This window comes from Streptomyces sp. NPDC050658, assembly GCF_044457025.1.
Lineage (GTDB): Bacteria > Actinomycetota > Actinomycetes > Streptomycetales > Streptomycetaceae > Streptomyces.
The window spans coordinates 416,560-431,351 of the sequence record NZ_JBITGM010000004.1 but is presented as its reverse complement, the minus strand read 5'-3'; the positions used below and the strand labels follow the sequence as shown (position 1 = coordinate 431,351).

The 14,792-nt window shown below is 70.4% G+C and carries 14 protein-coding genes; 7 read left to right on the top strand and 7 right to left on the bottom strand.

Features of this window, described 5'->3' with window-relative positions; translation table 11 throughout:
• Window positions 1–80: 80 nt before the first annotated feature.
• Complete coding sequence (gene paaK / locus ACIBKX_RS17565) at window positions 81–1,367, bottom strand: phenylacetate--CoA ligase PaaK (RefSeq protein WP_363272817.1); 1,287 nt, start codon at window positions 1,365–1,367, stop codon at window positions 81–83.
• 288 nt (window positions 1,368–1,655) lie between these two features.
• Here paaK and aroQ point away from each other — a divergent pair, with 288 nt between their 5' ends.
• Window positions 1,656–2,303 carry a gamma subclass chorismate mutase AroQ gene (aroQ, locus tag ACIBKX_RS17560; protein ID WP_363272816.1) on the top strand — a complete coding sequence of 216 codons (648 nt, stop codon included), beginning with the start codon at window positions 1,656–1,658 and terminating at the stop codon, window positions 2,301–2,303.
• A 42-nt stretch (window positions 2,304–2,345) separates the two neighbouring features.
• Here the strand turns inward: aroQ and ACIBKX_RS17555 are convergent, their stop codons facing one another.
• From ACIBKX_RS17555 to ACIBKX_RS17535, 5 genes are all read right to left on the bottom strand, one after another.
• Window positions 2,346–3,722, bottom strand: coding sequence for a cytochrome P450 (locus ACIBKX_RS17555; protein ID WP_363272815.1), 1,377 nt, complete (start codon window positions 3,720–3,722; stop codon window positions 2,346–2,348).
• Window positions 3,723–3,728: 6 nt separating this feature from the next.
• A complete protein-coding gene (locus ACIBKX_RS17550; protein WP_363272813.1) occupies window positions 3,729–4,769 on the bottom strand; it encodes a terpene synthase family protein in 1,041 nt (346 codons plus the stop codon).
• Window positions 4,770–4,788: 19 nt separating this feature from the next.
• The gene (gene uppS / locus ACIBKX_RS17545) at window positions 4,789–5,553 is read right to left on the bottom strand and encodes a polyprenyl diphosphate synthase (RefSeq protein ID WP_363272812.1); all 765 of its coding nucleotides are present in this window, start codon (window positions 5,551–5,553) and stop codon (window positions 4,789–4,791) included.
• 351 nt (window positions 5,554–5,904) lie between these two features.
• Entirely contained in the window at window positions 5,905–6,495 is a 591-nt protein-coding gene (locus ACIBKX_RS17540; protein ID WP_363272811.1) for an alpha/beta hydrolase, read from the bottom strand.
• Between the two features lie 37 nt (window positions 6,496–6,532).
• The gene (locus tag ACIBKX_RS17535) at window positions 6,533–8,149 is read right to left on the bottom strand and encodes an acyl-CoA synthetase (protein WP_363272810.1); all 1,617 of its coding nucleotides are present in this window, start codon (window positions 8,147–8,149) and stop codon (window positions 6,533–6,535) included.
• A 202-nt stretch (window positions 8,150–8,351) separates the two neighbouring features.
• Here ACIBKX_RS17535 and ACIBKX_RS17530 point away from each other — a divergent pair, with 202 nt between their 5' ends.
• From ACIBKX_RS17530 to ACIBKX_RS17505, 6 genes are all read left to right on the top strand, one after another.
• The gene (locus tag ACIBKX_RS17530) at window positions 8,352–9,152 is read left to right on the top strand and encodes a crotonase/enoyl-CoA hydratase family protein (RefSeq protein WP_363272809.1); all 801 of its coding nucleotides are present in this window, start codon (window positions 8,352–8,354) and stop codon (window positions 9,150–9,152) included.
• 104 nt (window positions 9,153–9,256) lie between these two features.
• Window positions 9,257–10,216, top strand: coding sequence for an OB-fold domain-containing protein (locus tag ACIBKX_RS17525; protein ID WP_363272808.1), 960 nt, complete (start codon window positions 9,257–9,259; stop codon window positions 10,214–10,216).
• Entirely contained in the window at window positions 10,217–11,281 is a 1,065-nt protein-coding gene (locus tag ACIBKX_RS17520) for a thiolase domain-containing protein (protein ID WP_363272807.1), read from the top strand.
• A complete protein-coding gene (locus ACIBKX_RS17515; protein WP_363272806.1) occupies window positions 11,281–12,447 on the top strand; it encodes a thiolase domain-containing protein in 1,167 nt (388 codons plus the stop codon). Before ACIBKX_RS17520 ends, ACIBKX_RS17515 begins: the two co-directional genes overlap by 1 nt.
• Window positions 12,448–12,554: 107 nt before the next feature.
• Window positions 12,555–12,797 carry a DUF397 domain-containing protein gene (locus ACIBKX_RS17510; RefSeq protein ID WP_363272805.1) on the top strand — a complete coding sequence of 81 codons (243 nt, stop codon included), beginning with the start codon at window positions 12,555–12,557 and terminating at the stop codon, window positions 12,795–12,797.
• A 167-nt stretch (window positions 12,798–12,964) separates the two neighbouring features.
• Entirely contained in the window at window positions 12,965–13,873 is a 909-nt protein-coding gene (locus ACIBKX_RS17505) for a universal stress protein (protein ID WP_363272804.1), read from the top strand.
• An 84-nt stretch (window positions 13,874–13,957) separates the two neighbouring features.
• Here the strand turns inward: ACIBKX_RS17505 and ACIBKX_RS17500 are convergent, their stop codons facing one another.
• Window positions 13,958–14,689, bottom strand: coding sequence for a leucine-rich repeat domain-containing protein (locus ACIBKX_RS17500; protein ID WP_399375817.1), 732 nt, complete (start codon window positions 14,687–14,689; stop codon window positions 13,958–13,960).
• Between the last annotated feature and the right edge of the window lie 103 nt (window positions 14,690–14,792).

Sequence of the window (14,792 nt, the reverse complement as noted above, 5' to 3'; positions counted from 1 at the left end):
CGGATCTGGCCGGCTCCTGTGGGCGGTGCGTTGTCTGTGCCGGGCCAGCGCGTCCCAGGCAAGATCCGCCGGAGAGGTCCCTAGGCGTCCCGCAGATCCACGATCCGCTTGAACTTGCCCACCGAGCGTTCCACCGTCTCCGGGTCCACGATCTCCACCGCCACCGATACGCCGATGCCGTCCTTCACCGCCGTCGCGATCTCGCGCGCCGCCTCCTCGCGGCGCTCCGGGGTCGTGTCGGGGCGGGACTCGGCCCGGACCGTCAGGGCGTCCAGGCGGCCCTCGCGGGTCAGCCGGAGCTGGAAGTGCGGGGCGACGCCCGGTGTGCGCAGGACGATCTCCTCGATCTGGGTGGGGAAGAGGTTCACGCCGCGCAGGATCACCATGTCGTCCGAGCGGCCCGTCACCTTTTCCATGCGGCGGAACGTCCGTGCCGTGCCGGGCAGCAGCCGGGTCAGGTCACGGGTGCGGTAGCGGATGACCGGCATGGCCTCCTTGGTGAGGGAGGTGAAGACCAGCTCGCCGCGCTCGCCGTCCGGGAGCACCTCGCCGGTGATCGGGTCCACCACCTCCGGATAGAAGTGGTCCTCCCAGATGTGCAGCCCGTCCTTGGTCTCCACGCACTCCTGGGCGACACCGGGGCCGATCACCTCCGAGAGCCCGTATATGTCCACCGCGTCGATCGCGAACCGCTCCTCGATCTCGCGGCGCATCTCCTCCGTCCATGGCTCGGCACCGAAGATGCCGACCTTGAGGGACGTCGTGCGCGGGTCGACGCCCTGCCGCTCGAACTCCTCCAGGAGCGTGAGCATGTAGGAGGGCGTGACCATGATGATCTCGGGGCGGAAGTCCTGGATCAGCTGCACCTGACGTGCCGTCATGCCGCCGGAAGCGGGGATGACCGTACAGCCGAGCCGCTCCGCGCCGTAGTGCGCGCCGAGCCCGCCGGTGAACAGGCCGTAGCCGTACGCCACATGGATCTTCTGCCCCGGCCGGCCGCCCGCCGCGCGGATCGAGCGGGCCACGACGTCCGCCCACATCGACAGGTCCTGCTCGGTGTAGCCGACGACCGTGGGCCGCCCCGTGGTGCCGCTCGACGCGTGCAGCCGCCGCACCTCGGACTGCTCCACCGCGAACATCCCGAACGGGTAGTTGTCCCGCAGATCGGTCTTGGCCGTGAACGGGAAGCGGGCCAGATCGGCGAGCGTACGGCAGTCGTCGGGGTGCAGCCCCGCCTTGTCGAACGCCGCCCGGTAGAAGGGCACGTTCTCGTACGCGTGCAGCAAGGTGTCCTGTAGGCGCTCCAGCTGCAGCGCCTCGAGCTCCGCGCGCCCGAGCCGCTCCGCCGCGTCCAGCATGGCCGTCATATGGAGGTTCTCCCGTCCCAAACGGGCGACCGATCATTCGGTCGTGGATCTTCTGTCCAGCTCAGTAATCCAGTCGCGTGGGCGGTCGTCAAGAGATCGCGCAGGGCGGCTTCGCGCGTCGGCCTCCGCGCGGCGTGAGCTGCGGGGACGGCGATGTGGAGGGCGATTGCCGGGGGCAGCTTCACGCGGGCGCCGCACGCCCCGATCGGCCGGGGCGCCGAGACCGCCGGGCCGTACGATGGCGGGCGTCGAGAACGACCAACACGGCCATCTCCAGGGGGACATCCCGTGCAGAGCACCTCGTCCGCAGTCCGCTTCCTGGCCGCCGGCGCTCTCGCGGCCGTACTGCTTGGAGGTGCCGGGGCCGGTGCCGGGCAGGCCGCCGCGGCTCCCGCTCAGGGGGCAGCTGTCGCGGCTTCCGTTCAGGGGCCGGCTGTCGCGCACACCGCGGCGTACGGCAGGCTCCACCCCATCGCCGACCTCTCCGCCCGGCGCCTGGCCACCGCCGACCTCGTCGCCGCCGCCAAGTACGGCACGGACAGCCCCATCGACGATCCGGCCCGCGAGCGGCAGGTCCTCGACGACGTCGCGCGCCAGGCACGAGAGATGGGCGCGGACCCCGAGGTGACGGTGCGGATCTTCCGCGACCAGATCGAGGCCAACAAGGTGGTGCAGCGCGCGCTGCACCACCGGTGGGGCGCCGACCCGTCCAAGGCGCCGACCGAGCGTCCTGACCTCGCGGAGGTCCGCAAGGAGATCAACCGGGTGAACGGTGAACTCGTGCGCGCCATCGCAGGCTCGGCGGCCACGCGCACAGCCCTCTACTGCGGCGGACTGCTGACCGCGGCGGCCGTGCATGTACGACACGACCGGCAGCTGGACGCGCTGCACACCGTTGCCTTGGAGCGGGTGCTTCGCTCTGTCTGCGGCGCTTGACCGCGTGGCGCGCAGGGACCCACCTCTGGCAAGGACCCTTCTCTAGCTGGCAGTTGGTGCGACACCTGAGTGAGTGTCAGCGCGAGGCGTTGCCTGCATGTGGAGCCTGCGGGGCCTCAATGCCAGCCCCAGAGCGGGGCGGACCTCTTGCTGGCCGGGCAGGTGTTCCAGGCGCCATCGGGCCGTGATGGTCGCGAGGGCAAGGATGGTCTCGGTCATGCCGAAGGTGTCGCCGATGCATTTGCGGGCGCCGGCCGCGAAGGGGAGGAGGGCGTGGCGGGGTGGCTGCGGGCGCTGTGGGTCCCAGCGGTCGGGGTCGAAGGTTTCGGGGTTGTCGTACAGGTCCGGCCGGTGGTGGATGAGGTAGGGGCTGTAGGCGACGATGCTCCCGGCGGGCAGCAGGTGGCCGCCCAGGCGGGTGTCGGCGGTGACGGTGCGGGTGAAGATCCAGCCCGGCGGGCGGAGCCGGAGGGTTTCGGTGATGATGCGGTGCGTCAGTTGCAGGCGTGGCAGGTCGGCGTGGGTGGCCCTGGCTCCGTCCAGGACGGTGTCGACCTCGGCGTGCAGCCGCCGCTCCATCTGGGGGTGCCGGGCCAGCAGGTCGAGGGTCCAGGCCAGGAGGGAGGCCGAGGTCTCCGTACCGGCGAGGAAGAAGGTGACGATCGTGTCGCTGATCTCCGCGTCGGTCATGCCGCGACGGTCGCCTTCGGAGTCATGGGCCACGATCAGGGCTGAGAGCAGGTCGGCGTGGTCGACGCCTGCGGCGCGGTGCTGGGCGATGATCTGGTCGAAGGCGTCGCGCAGGCGGGTGCGCGCGCGTACGTGGGAGCGGTTGCCCGATGTGGGGAGCCGGTCCAGCGGGGGGATCATGAACATGCGCTGGTAGAAGCCGTCGAAGAAGGTCGTCACGTCGTCGAGGACCGGGCCGAGTTCGCCGGGAGGCAACGCGCCGGAGAACAAGGTGGCGGCCGTGATCTTGGACGTGATCGTCATCATCTCGGTGGGCACGTCCAGGATCTGTCCGGCCTGCCAGGAGCCGGTCACTTCCTCGATGCAGGGGCTCATGGCCTGTGCGTAGCCGGGGAACCGTTTCGGGTGGAAGGCCGGCTGGGCAAGCCGGCGCAGCCGCCGATGCGCACTGTACGGACAGCTGGCCAGGCCGTCATCACCCACGACTTCCCGTACCCGGTCGAAGATCGGTCCGCCTTTGTCGAATACGCGGTCGTCGACCAAGGCCTGCCGGGTCAGTTCTGGATCACAGATCATCACCAGGGTGAAGGGGCCGAGCCGGATGCGGACGAGTTCCCCGTGGGTGGGCAGAGAGTTGATGAACTCCAGCGGGCTTCGCAACAGCGGGATCAGATGGCCGACAAGGGGCAGCGCCTTGGGGGCCATGGGGACCGAACGCAGGCTCGTCATGTCCACTCACTCCCCGGCCAGGCCGGAGCGGGCTACGAGTCCTTGCGATTCAGTGCTCCGCAACCCGTAGCGCGGCGTCTCCAATGACCATGTGTAGACGGAGTCGACCCAGTGGAATATTGCCTGGGCATGGTTCCTGACCGCGTCATGCAGGGAGGTGTCGGCGCAGATCGAGGCAGCGGTGTTGGCGTTCTCGTAGCGCATCGACGCGTTGAGGGTGAGCGCGCAGGAGAAGGCCATGTCCACCGGAATTCCGTATTCCCGGCAGATGACACCGACGAGGCTGAGCCTTTCCCCTGACTCGGCAGCCACGTGGCAGCTGTGCAGGTCATTGTCGAGCCCGACGAGCAGACTCCCCTGCTTCATGAGCTGAAGCAATGGTCCTGGAAGCGGCTCACCCGGCCCGATGAGACCCGGCTGAAGCCTCTGTATCCACATGCCGAGAACGATCCCCGCCGTGCGGGTCCGGTGCCTCAAGTACCGGTCCAGGCTCGGGAGGGGTTCCCCCCTCTCCCATGCTTGTCGAGCCGTGTACTCGTGCAGGAATCCCAGCAGCAAGCCCGTGAAGCCGGGGAGCAGTTCGGCTCCTTCCGCTGCGACGATGTCGTCGCGCAGACTGGCCAGCGGCCGGAGGATGTCCGGCCCGTCGGACGGCGCATGCCCCCTCTCCAAGGTGTCCCTCACGGGTTCTACGAGATGGCCGACCGGCTGGTCGCTGCCGAGGTCGACGGTATTCAGCCAGAAGAGGATCATCTGCAGCTTGGCCAGGGGAAGCAGCACATTCCAGGGGGCTTGTGGGGCGAAAAGTCCCACCAGGTGCCCAGGGGTCGCTTGGGCCGCTATGTCGATATGGGCCTTGCTCAACCCAAGGTTTGCCGCCCAGGCGAGAAGGGTGGACTCCAGTTGGTCCGTCTGCGGGTGAGCAGGGTACGTTTCACGTCCCTTTCCCAGGTGGGAGAGAATCCAGGGCTTCAGGGGCTGATAGGAGCCGGCGATGTCGTCCGTCGTCCTGGAGTCAGGGAACAGAAGAGACGTCTGAGGCGTCATGGTGCGGTTCCTTCCTGCTCTACTTTCCGAAACGTCGATGACGGGCGCCGTAGAAGGCCAGGGCGCCGTGGAGATCGGACTGGGTGAAGTCGGGCCACAGGACAGGGCAGAAATAGAGTTCGGAGAGAGCTGCCTGCCAGAGCATGAACCCGGAAAGGCGTTGCTCGCCGGAGGTGCGGATCACCAGGTCAGGGTCGGGCAGCCCGCTGGTGGACAGGGCCTGGGCGAACGACCTCTCGGACAGGGCGAAGCCGGCGGAGTTGACCGCCTGGTGGGCGATGCGGCGCGCCGCGGCGAGGATGTCCTGACGGCCGCTGTAGCCGACCGCGAAGTTGATCTGCGGGCCCTGAATGCGGCAGGTGGTGATCTCCGCCTCGCGCAGCGCGGTTGCCAGAGACCGGGGGAGCAGTCGGGGATCCCCGAGGTGACGCATCCTCCAGTGTCCGGTTGCCGCCAGACGGTCTGTCAGTTCCGATATGACGTTCAGAAGTTCGTGGAGCTCGGCCGCGGCGCGGTTGAGGTTGTCCGTCGAGAGCAGCCACCATGTAGTGGTCTCTATGCCTACGGCCTCACACCAGTGAACGGCCCGGCAGACGTTGTCCGCGCCCTCCCGGTGGCCTTGCTCGACGGGGTGGCCATGGGCCTGCGCCCAACGACGGTTTCCGTCCACGATGAAGGCGACGTGACGTGGTCCCCTGCCCGCGCCGAGAGAGCTCTGCGCGCAGTGTGGGGTGTCCTCGTCGGAGAAGGGCGAGTCGGGGAGGTCGCGCGGAGGAGTACTCATCGGGCACTTCCTTATGGCCTGGGACCAGGGCATGCACGGACGATGCGAATCCAGCGGGCTCAACGAGCAAGGAAATGGGCGAGGTCGGCGGATGTGCCGCAAGGGCGGCTGCCGACGGCGGCTTCCTCCGAATATCCTGGTCCGCTCCGCCGAGGTTGCAAAGGCGTGTCCAGGGGCGCTGGGACGTGCGCGCGCCCCAATAGGAGGCCGACGCGGCTCCTGCCGAGGGCGCTCAAGTCGCCTTTTGACGTGCGGCGCTCTCTCCGCACGTCAAACGCGTCGACCGGCCCGCGGACTCGTCACCGGTCTTCCGGCGGGGCGCTCAGTGGTCGAGGTCTTCCGGCAGGGCGCTCAGTGGTCGAGAGAGCCGATGAAGCGGTGCAGTCGCAAGACGACCTGTCGCAGTACGTCGACGGATCCCACGACGTCGTCCGCGAGCTCCAGGGCGTGATCCGCTGACGGGATCTCCAGGACGTCATGGCGCAGTGACTCGGCGACCTTGGCGTCCCACAGTGCGTCGGCGCTCCCGCCGACGAGGAGCGTCGGCGCCGTGGCCCGCCGGAGCGAGCGGGCCACGTGCTCGTAGGTCAGGAGTGGGGTGAGCCAGGCGGCCGCGAGGTTCCGGTCGGCCGCCACGCCACAGGCGAGTGAGCCCAGGGACTTGCCGACGACGAGGCGACACGCCCCTTCCTCGGCGTCGATCGCCTCGGTGACCTGCCGCTCGACCCAGGCGATCCGCTCGTCCACGGGGAACTGCCCGAAGTCGTCGGGGACCCGCCACCACAGCTCCTGAACTGTCCAGCCGTGCTGGAGGAGCACGCCACGGGCGAAGTGCAGCAGAGGCCTGGCGGGCGAGTAGGCGACGCCGGGCACGACGACCGCGACGCGGTCAGGAGCGCCGTCGAAGCGGGCGGGGGCGGCGAAGGGGGAGGGATCGGTCATGGCCGCAGGCTACTTGCCGCAGGCCACGCGTCGGCGATCAGCCGCCCGCCGCCACCGCCTTCGCCCACCGGTAGTCCGCCTTGCCGCTGGGGGAGCGCTGGATGTGGTCGGTGAAGACCACGGCCCGGGGGATCTTGTAGCCCGCGAGGCGGGTGCGGCAGTGGCTCTGGACCGCTTCCAGGTCCAACGCTGCTGCCCCGTCGCGGAGTTGGACGACCGCGGCGACCCGGTTGCCCCAGCGCTCGTCGGGCACTCCGGCCACCAGCGCGTCGTACACGTCCGGATGGGACTTGAGCGCCTGCTCGACCTCCTCCGGATACACCTTCTCGCCGCCCGTGTTGATGCACTGCGAGCCCCGGCCGAGGACCGTCACGATGCCCTCGTCGTCGACGGTCGCCATGTCGCCGAGCAGCACCCACCGCTCGTCGCCCCGCCGGAAGAAGGTCTCGGCCGTCTTCTTCGGGTCGTTGTAGTAGCCGAGCGGCACATGGCCGCGCTGGGCGATGCGGCCCGGCTCGCCGACCGCCACCGGGTCGTACGTCGCCGGATCCACCACCTGTGTACGGGAGTTGACCCGCAGCCTGAACCCCTTGTCCGGGCCCGAGTCGTCCGTCGCCGTGCCGTTGAAGCCGGACTCGGACGAGCCGAAGTTGTTCAGGAGCATCACGTTCGGGGCGAGCGCGGTGAACTGCGCGCGCACCGTCTCGGACATGATCGCGCCGGACGACGACACACTGAACATGGCCGACAGGTCCGTCCCCTTGCAGGGCCCGTTCAGCGCGTCTATCAGCGGCCGCAGCATCGCGTCGCCCACCAGCGACATGCTGGTGACCTTCTCCCGCTCGATCGTGCGCAGGACTTCCTCGGGCGCGAACTTGCGGTGGATGACGAGGCGTTGACCGAAGTTGAAGCAGATGAACGCCGTCAGCGTGGAGGTGCCGTGCATCAGCGGGGGAGTCGGGAAGAAGGTGATCCCGTCGCCGCCCGCCGCGACCCGCTCGGCCAGCTCCTCGGGCCGCGTGACCGGCTCCCCGGTGGGGGCGCCGCCGCCGAGCCCGGAGAAGAACAGATCCTCCTGACGCCACATCACCCCCTTGGGCATGCCGGTCGTGCCGCCGGTGTAGATGATGAACAGGTCGTCGGGCGAGCGGCCCCCGGCGAAGCCCCGCTCCGGTGACCCGGTCGCCTCCGCCTCCGCGTACGGCACCGCGTCGAGCGGCGGAGCCCCGGCGGGCGGGGTCCCCACCCGCACCAGATGCCGCAGCTTCTCCGTCCTCGGCAGTGCCGCCGCCACGCGCTCGGTGAACTCGCCGTCGAAGACGAGCGCCGCGAGATCCGCGTCCCGGTAGAGGTAGACCAACTCCTCCTCGACATAGCGGTAGTTGACGTTCACCGGCACCAGACGTGCCTTGAGACACGCGAGCACCGTCTGCAGATACTCGACGCCGTTGTAGAGATGGAGCCCCAGGTGCTCGCCCGGCTTGATCCCGCTGTCGATCAGGTGGTGCGCGAGACGATTGGCCGCCGCGTCGAGCTCGGCGTAGGTGAGCCGGCGCTCCTCGCCCGTGCCGGGGTGGTCGATGTACACGAGCGCCTCGCGGTCGGGGACCACGTCGACGACCGACTCGAACAGGTCGGCAAGGTTGTACTCCACCGCTCCTCCTGACCCCGGCGTCATCTCTTCTGGCTGTGGCGGTCATCAGAGCAGAGCCGCCCACAACTGGGAAGGGTCCCCGTCCAAGAAATCTGACTGACTGTCAGAAAACTCTTGAACTGCTTCCCCGGCTACTGCAACCTGTTCCAGGTCTGCGGAGGACCGCGGCGACAGCCGTCCGTCGAGAAGAGGGAGCACGGCAATGGGTGGGACGGAACATCTCGCTGTGCAGCGCGAAGGCGCCACACTGATACTCACGCTCAACCGGCCGGAGGCGAAGAACGCGCTGTCGCTGCCGATGCTGGTGGGCCTCTACGACGGCTGGCTCGCCGCCGACGCGGACGACACCGTCCGCTCGATCGTCCTCACCGGCGCGGGCGGCGCCTTCTGTGCCGGCATGGACCTCAAGGCCCTGGCGGGCAAGGGGATGGACGGCGAGCAGTACCGGGACCGGATGAAGGCCGACCCCGATCTGCACTGGAAGGCGATGCTGCGCCACCACCGCCCCCGCAAACCCGTCATCGCCGCGGTCGAGGGGTACTGCGTCGCGGGCGGCACGGAGATCTTGCAGGGCACGGACATCCGCGTGGCGGGGGAGTCGGCGACGTTCGGTCTCTTCGAGGTCAAACGGGGGCTGTTCCCCATCGGTGGATCTACCGTGCGGCTCCCTCGGCAGATTCCGCGTACGCATGCGCTGGAGATGTTGCTGACCGGGCGGCCCTATACGGCGCGGGAGGCCGCGGACGTCGGGCTCATCGGGCATGTCGTGCCGGACGGCACCGCCCTGGAGCAGGCACTCGCCGTCGCCGAGCAGATCAACGCGTGCGGGCCGCTGGCCGTGGAGGCGGTCAAGGCGTCCGTGTACGAAGCCGCGGAGATGACCGAGGCGGACGGTCTCGCGGCCGAGCTGAAACGGGGCTGGCCCGTCTTCGACACCGCCGATGCGAAGGAGGGGGCACGGGCCTTCGCGGAGAAGAGGGCTCCTGTCTTCCGGCGTGCGTAGGGCACCCCTGAAAGGGGCGCGGGGGACTGCGCGACCAGCCGCGGCGGTCCCGCAGACAACAGAACACCTGTCACTCGGAGTTACTCGGAAACGGAGTCCCAGCCATGGCATCCGCTGCCTCACCGGAGGTGCTCAGCGCCCCTCTCGTCGTCGAGTTTCCCTTCACCCGGTCCCTCGGGCCCGTGCAGAGCGCGTTTCTCAGCGGGCTGCGGGAGCGGACCGTACTCGGAGTGAAGGGGAGCGACGGGCGGACTCTGGTGCCGCCCGTCGAGTACGACCCCGTCACCGCCGAGGAGATACGCGACCTGGTCGAGGTCGCGGCGACCGGCACCGTCACCACCTGGGCCTGGAACCATGAACCGCGGCGCGGGCAGCCCCTCGACACGCCCTTCGCCTGGGTTCTGGTCAGGCTCGACGGCGCCGACACCGCCCTGCTGCACGCCCTGGACGCGCCGGGGCCGCAAGCCGTGAGCACCGGTATGCGCGTCCGGATCCGGTGGGCCGCCGAACGCAGCGGCGCCATCACGGACATCGCCTGCTTCGAACCGTACGACGGGGAATCCGGCGGCGAAGTCGGGGCGCACGACGGCGAGTTCAGCGATCCCGTGACCGGGATCGTCGCGCCCGCGCGGCTCGACTACACCTACTCGCCGGGCCGGGCCCAGAGCGACTACCTGGGCGCCCTCGCCGACCGGAGGGTCGTCGGCGAGCGCTGCCCCTCCTGCCGCAAGGTCTACGTCCCGCCCCGAGGCGCCTGCCCCACCTGCGGCGTCGCCACCACCGAGGCCGTGGAAGTCGGGCCGCGCGGCACGGTCACGACGTACTGCATCGTGAACATCAAGGCGAAGAACCTCGACATCGAAGTGCCCTACGTGTACGCGCACATCGCCCTCGACGGCGCCGATCTCGCCCTGCACGCGCGCATCGGGGGCATTCCGTACGACCAGGTGCGGATGGGCCTGCGCGTCGAACCGGTGTGGAGCGAGGGGAGTCGCTTCCCCGACCACTTCCGTCCGACGGGCGAGCCGGACGCCGACTACGACACGTACAAGGAGCTGGTGTAGATGCCGTCCGCCATGCGGCCCGCCCGCGACATCGCGATCGTCGCCTTCGGGCAGACCGACCATCTGCGCCGCACCGACGAGCTCTCCGAGGTGGAGATGCTCATGCCGGTCCTGCATGAGGTGCTCGACGCCACCGGTCTGAAGACCAGCGACATCGGGTTCACCTGCTCGGGGTCCTCGGACTATCTCGCCGGGCGTGCCTTCTCCTTCACGATGGCGCTCGACGGGGTCGGGGCCTGGCCGCCGATCTCCGAGTCGCACGTGGAGATGGACGGGGCGTGGGCCCTGTACGAGGCGTGGACCAAGCTGCTCACCGGCGAGGCCGACACCGCGCTCGTGTACGCCTACGGAAAGTCGTCGCCCGGTTCGGTGCGCGACGTACTGACCCGGCAGCTCGACCCGTATTACGTGGCCCCGCTCTGGCCCGACTCGGTCGCCCTCGCCGCCCTCCAGGCGCAGGCGCTCATCGACGCCGGGGACGCCGACGAGCCCGCGCTCGCCGGGGTCGCCGCCCGGAGTCGCGCGGACGCCGCCGCCAACTCCCATGCCCAGCTGAGCGGTTCGGTGCCGCAGGGCGAGTACGAGGTGCGTCCGCTGCGGACCGGCGACTGCCCGCCCGTCGGCGACGGCGCCGCCGCCGTGATCCTCGCCGCCGGGGACCGGGCCCGCGAGCTGTGTGCGCGGCCCGCCTGGATCCGGGGGATCGACCACCGCGTCGAGGCGCACAGCCTCGGCGTGCGCGACCTCACCGACTCACCGTCGAGCCGCATCGCCGCCGAGCGCGCCGGAGCCTTCGAACGGCCCGTGGACACCGCCGAGTTGCACGCGCCGTTCAGCTCGCAGGAGGTCGTCCTGCGCAAGGCGCTGCGGCTGGGGGACGACGTCCGCGTCAACCCGTCCGGCGGCGCGCTCGCCGCGAACCCGATGATGGCCGCCGGCCTCATCCGGCTCGGCGAGGCCGCCGCCCGCATCCACCGGGGCGCGTCGGACCGCGCCCTCGCGCACGCCACGTCGGGGCCGTGCCTGCAGCAGAACCTGGTCGCCGTCCTCGAGGGAGACGCGTGATGAGCAAAGAGCCCGTGGCCGTCGTCGGGATCGGCCAGACCAAGCACGTCGCGGCCCGCAGGGACGTGTCGATCGCCGGACTCGTCCGGGAGGCCGCCCAACGCGCGCTCTCCGACGCCGAGTTGACGTGGTCCGACATCGACGCCGTCGTCATCGGCAAGGCGCCCGACTTCTTCGAGGGCGTCATGATGCCCGAGCTGTACCTCGCCGACGCGCTCGGCGCGGTCGGCAAGCCGATGCTGCGGGTGCACACGGCGGGTTCCGTCGGCGGCTCCACCGCGCTCGTCGCCGCGAACCTGGTCGCGGGCCGCGTGCACGGCACCGTACTGACCCTCGCCTTCGAGAAGCAGTCGGAGTCGAACGCGATGTGGGGGCTCTCCCTGCCGATCCCCTTCCAGCAGCCGCTGCTCGCGGGCGCGGGCGGCTTCTTCGCCCCGCACGTGCGCGCGTACATGCGACGCACCGGCGCCCCCGACACGGTCGGCTCGCTGGTGGCGTACAAGGACCGCCGCAACGCGCTGAAGAACCCGTACGCGCATCTGCACGAGCAGGACATCACCCTGGAGAAGGTCCAGGCCTCGCCGATGCTCTGGGACCCGATCCGCTACTCGGAGACCTGCCCGTCGTCCGACGGTGCCTGCGCGATGGTCCTCACCGACCGTGCGGGCGCGGCCCGTTCGCCCCGGCCGCCCGCCTGGATGCACGGCGGCGCGATGCGCAGCGAGCCGACGCTCTTCGCCGGGAAGGACTTCGTCTCGCCGCAGGCCGGCAAGGACTGCGCGGCGGACGTCTACCGGCAGTCGGGCGTCACCGACCCGAGGCGCGACATCGACGCCGTCGAGATGTATGTGCCGTTCTCCTGGTACGAGCCGATGTGGCTGGAGAACCTCGGCTTCGCCGACGAGGGCGAGGGCTGGAAGCTCACCGAGTCCGGCGTCACGGAACTGGACGGCGACCTGCCCGTCAACATGTCGGGCGGTGTCCTGTCCACCAATCCCATCGGCGCCTCCGGGATGATCCGCTTCGCCGAGGCGGCACTTCAGGTGCGCGGGCAGGCGGGCGAGCACCAGATCGACGGGGCCCGCAGGGCGCTCGGGCACGCCTACGGGGGCGGGTCGCAATTCTTCGCCATGTGGCTCGTCGGAGCAGAGCCGCCCACGACGTGACGGTTCCGTCAGGCCGGGCGGGCGTCCGTCCTCCTTCCGCGGCCTGTCCGGCGCCGGTACCGAAAGCTAGGCTGGCGGGCGGACGACGCATCGGGAGGAGCACGGACGTGGCCGAAGGCACCATTCAGCAGCATCCGCTCGCAGGCTGGGACAAGCCGGAGCTCGACCTCAGCACCGCGGACTGGCGATCGAGCAGCGAAGGGCGGGGGGACGTGGAGATCGCCTTTGTCGAAGGATTCATCGCGATGCGCAACGCCGGCCGGCCCGAGAGCCCGTCCCTCATCTTCACCCCGGCGGAGTGGGGAGCCTTCGTGCACGGCGCGCGCGAGGGCCAGTTCGATCTGACGTAGGCCGTACGGGCGTCGTGGACCCTCGTCCCCGCCTTTCGCGGCCGGTCGCGCCGTCGGCCGTGCTGACCTGGTGACTTTGGACTCTGCCCCGGGCCCGCCCGCCGAGCGAGGCTGGACCCGGAAGCGGAGCCCGTCGACCTTGGCCCAGCGCCGGAGACGAGGAAGTCATGAGCGACGCCCAGAGTGGCGATGCCCCCGTGGAACCCGTGGTCGTGGCCGTGGACGGTTCGTCCGGCAGCGACCACGCCCTGGAATGGGCGGTGACGGCCGCGCGCCTGCGGGGCGCGCCGCTGCGGGTCGTGCATGTGCGGCAGTACGCGCTGCCGCTGGCCGACGGGCCGCGCATGCCGACCATCGACCACCGCCACGACCCCGATCCGGTCGTCGACCGGGCGCGCACCCGGCTCGAAGGGCGCCCGGATCTGCCGCCGGTGACGTTCGACGTCGTGGACGGAGCACCGGGCAAGGACATCCCGCAGCTCGGCGACGAGGCGCAGCTCCTGGTGCTCGGTTCACGGGGGCGCGGCGGCTTCCGCAGTCTGCTGCTCGGCTCCAACGGCCTGGCCTGCGCGCGGGAAGCGGCCTGCCCGGTCGTCGTCGTACGCCCCGGTGAGGAACCGGCGGCCGACGCCGGGCCGCGCGTGGTGCTCGGCCTCGACGCGCTCTCCCCGGACGAGGGCACGATCGGCTTCGCCTTCGCGGAGGCGGCACTGCGGGGCGCGGCGCTGCGCGTCGTCTGCGCCTACGCCTCGCCCACCCTCGTCTACACCGCCACCGGCGACTTCGTGACGTCGGCCAGCGCGGACACCGCCGCCGCGGCGGAGCGTACGGAGCTGGCGGACGGACAGCTCGCGCCCTTCAAGGAGCGCTACCCGCAGGTGAGCGTCGAGACGCTGATCCTGCCGGGTGACGCGGCGGGCATCCTGGTCCTGGAGTCGCAGGCGGCGGAGCTGGTGGTCGTGGGCCGCCATCACCGGCGCATGCTGCTCGGCCGCCTCGTCGGCTCGGTGACCAACGCGGTGCTGCTGCATGCCGAGGGGGCGGTGGCGGTGGTGCCGGTGAGTCAGGAGGGGTGAGGGCCGCCTACTGAGGGACGGGGCGAGTGGTGCCTACTGAAGGACGGGGCGAGTGGTGCCTACCGCAGGAGGGGCGGGCGGCGCCTACCGCAGGACCACGCATCCCTGCCGCTCCAGCCTCCCCGACAGTTCCTCCGGTACGGCGACCTCGTTCCAGCGCAGGTCCAGCTTCTCCAGGGCGGGCAGCTCCGCGATCCAAGGGGGCAGCTCGCGCAGGCGGTTGGCGCGCAGGTCGAGGCGGCGCAGCAGGGGCAGGCCGCGGAGCGCGTCCGGCACCCGTGTGAACTCGTTCTCGCGCAGCTCCAGTTCACGCAGCTGCCGCAGGCCCCGCACGGAGGACGGGAGCGTGCTGAGGCGGTTGCCGCGCAGCCACAGTTCACGCAGGGCGGCGAGTCCGCCCAGGGACGCGGGCAGCGAGGTCAGGCGGTTGTGCTGGGCGCGCAGTTCCACAAGGGCCGTCAGTGAGCCCAGCGCATCCGGCAGCGCGGTGAGCCGGTTCTCGCCGACGTTCAGATACGCCAGGCGCCGCAGCCCGCCCAGCGATTCCGGCAGCGACGTGAGCGCGTTGTCGTGGAGGTAGAGGAAGCGGCTCAGCCCCGTCAGCCCGCCGAGTTCGGGCGGGACCGAGGCCAGCCTGTTGTGGCCGAGGTCCAGGGTGTGCAGCGCGGACAGCGTGCCGATGCGGGCCGGCAGCGACGTCAGCGCGTTGTCGGGGAGGAGCAGGACCGCCAGGTCCGGGTCGAGCCACACCTCGTCGGGGACCTCGGTCAGGCCGCCGTGCCAGTAGTTGAGTACGTGTTCCATGCCGACCGCCACGTGGGGCCCCTTCCGTCTGCCGGAAGACGACGGTAGCCAACCCCCGTCACCGGGCTCTGGTCGGGCTTGACGCGGACACGGGCCGACACTAACTTCCAGCGGG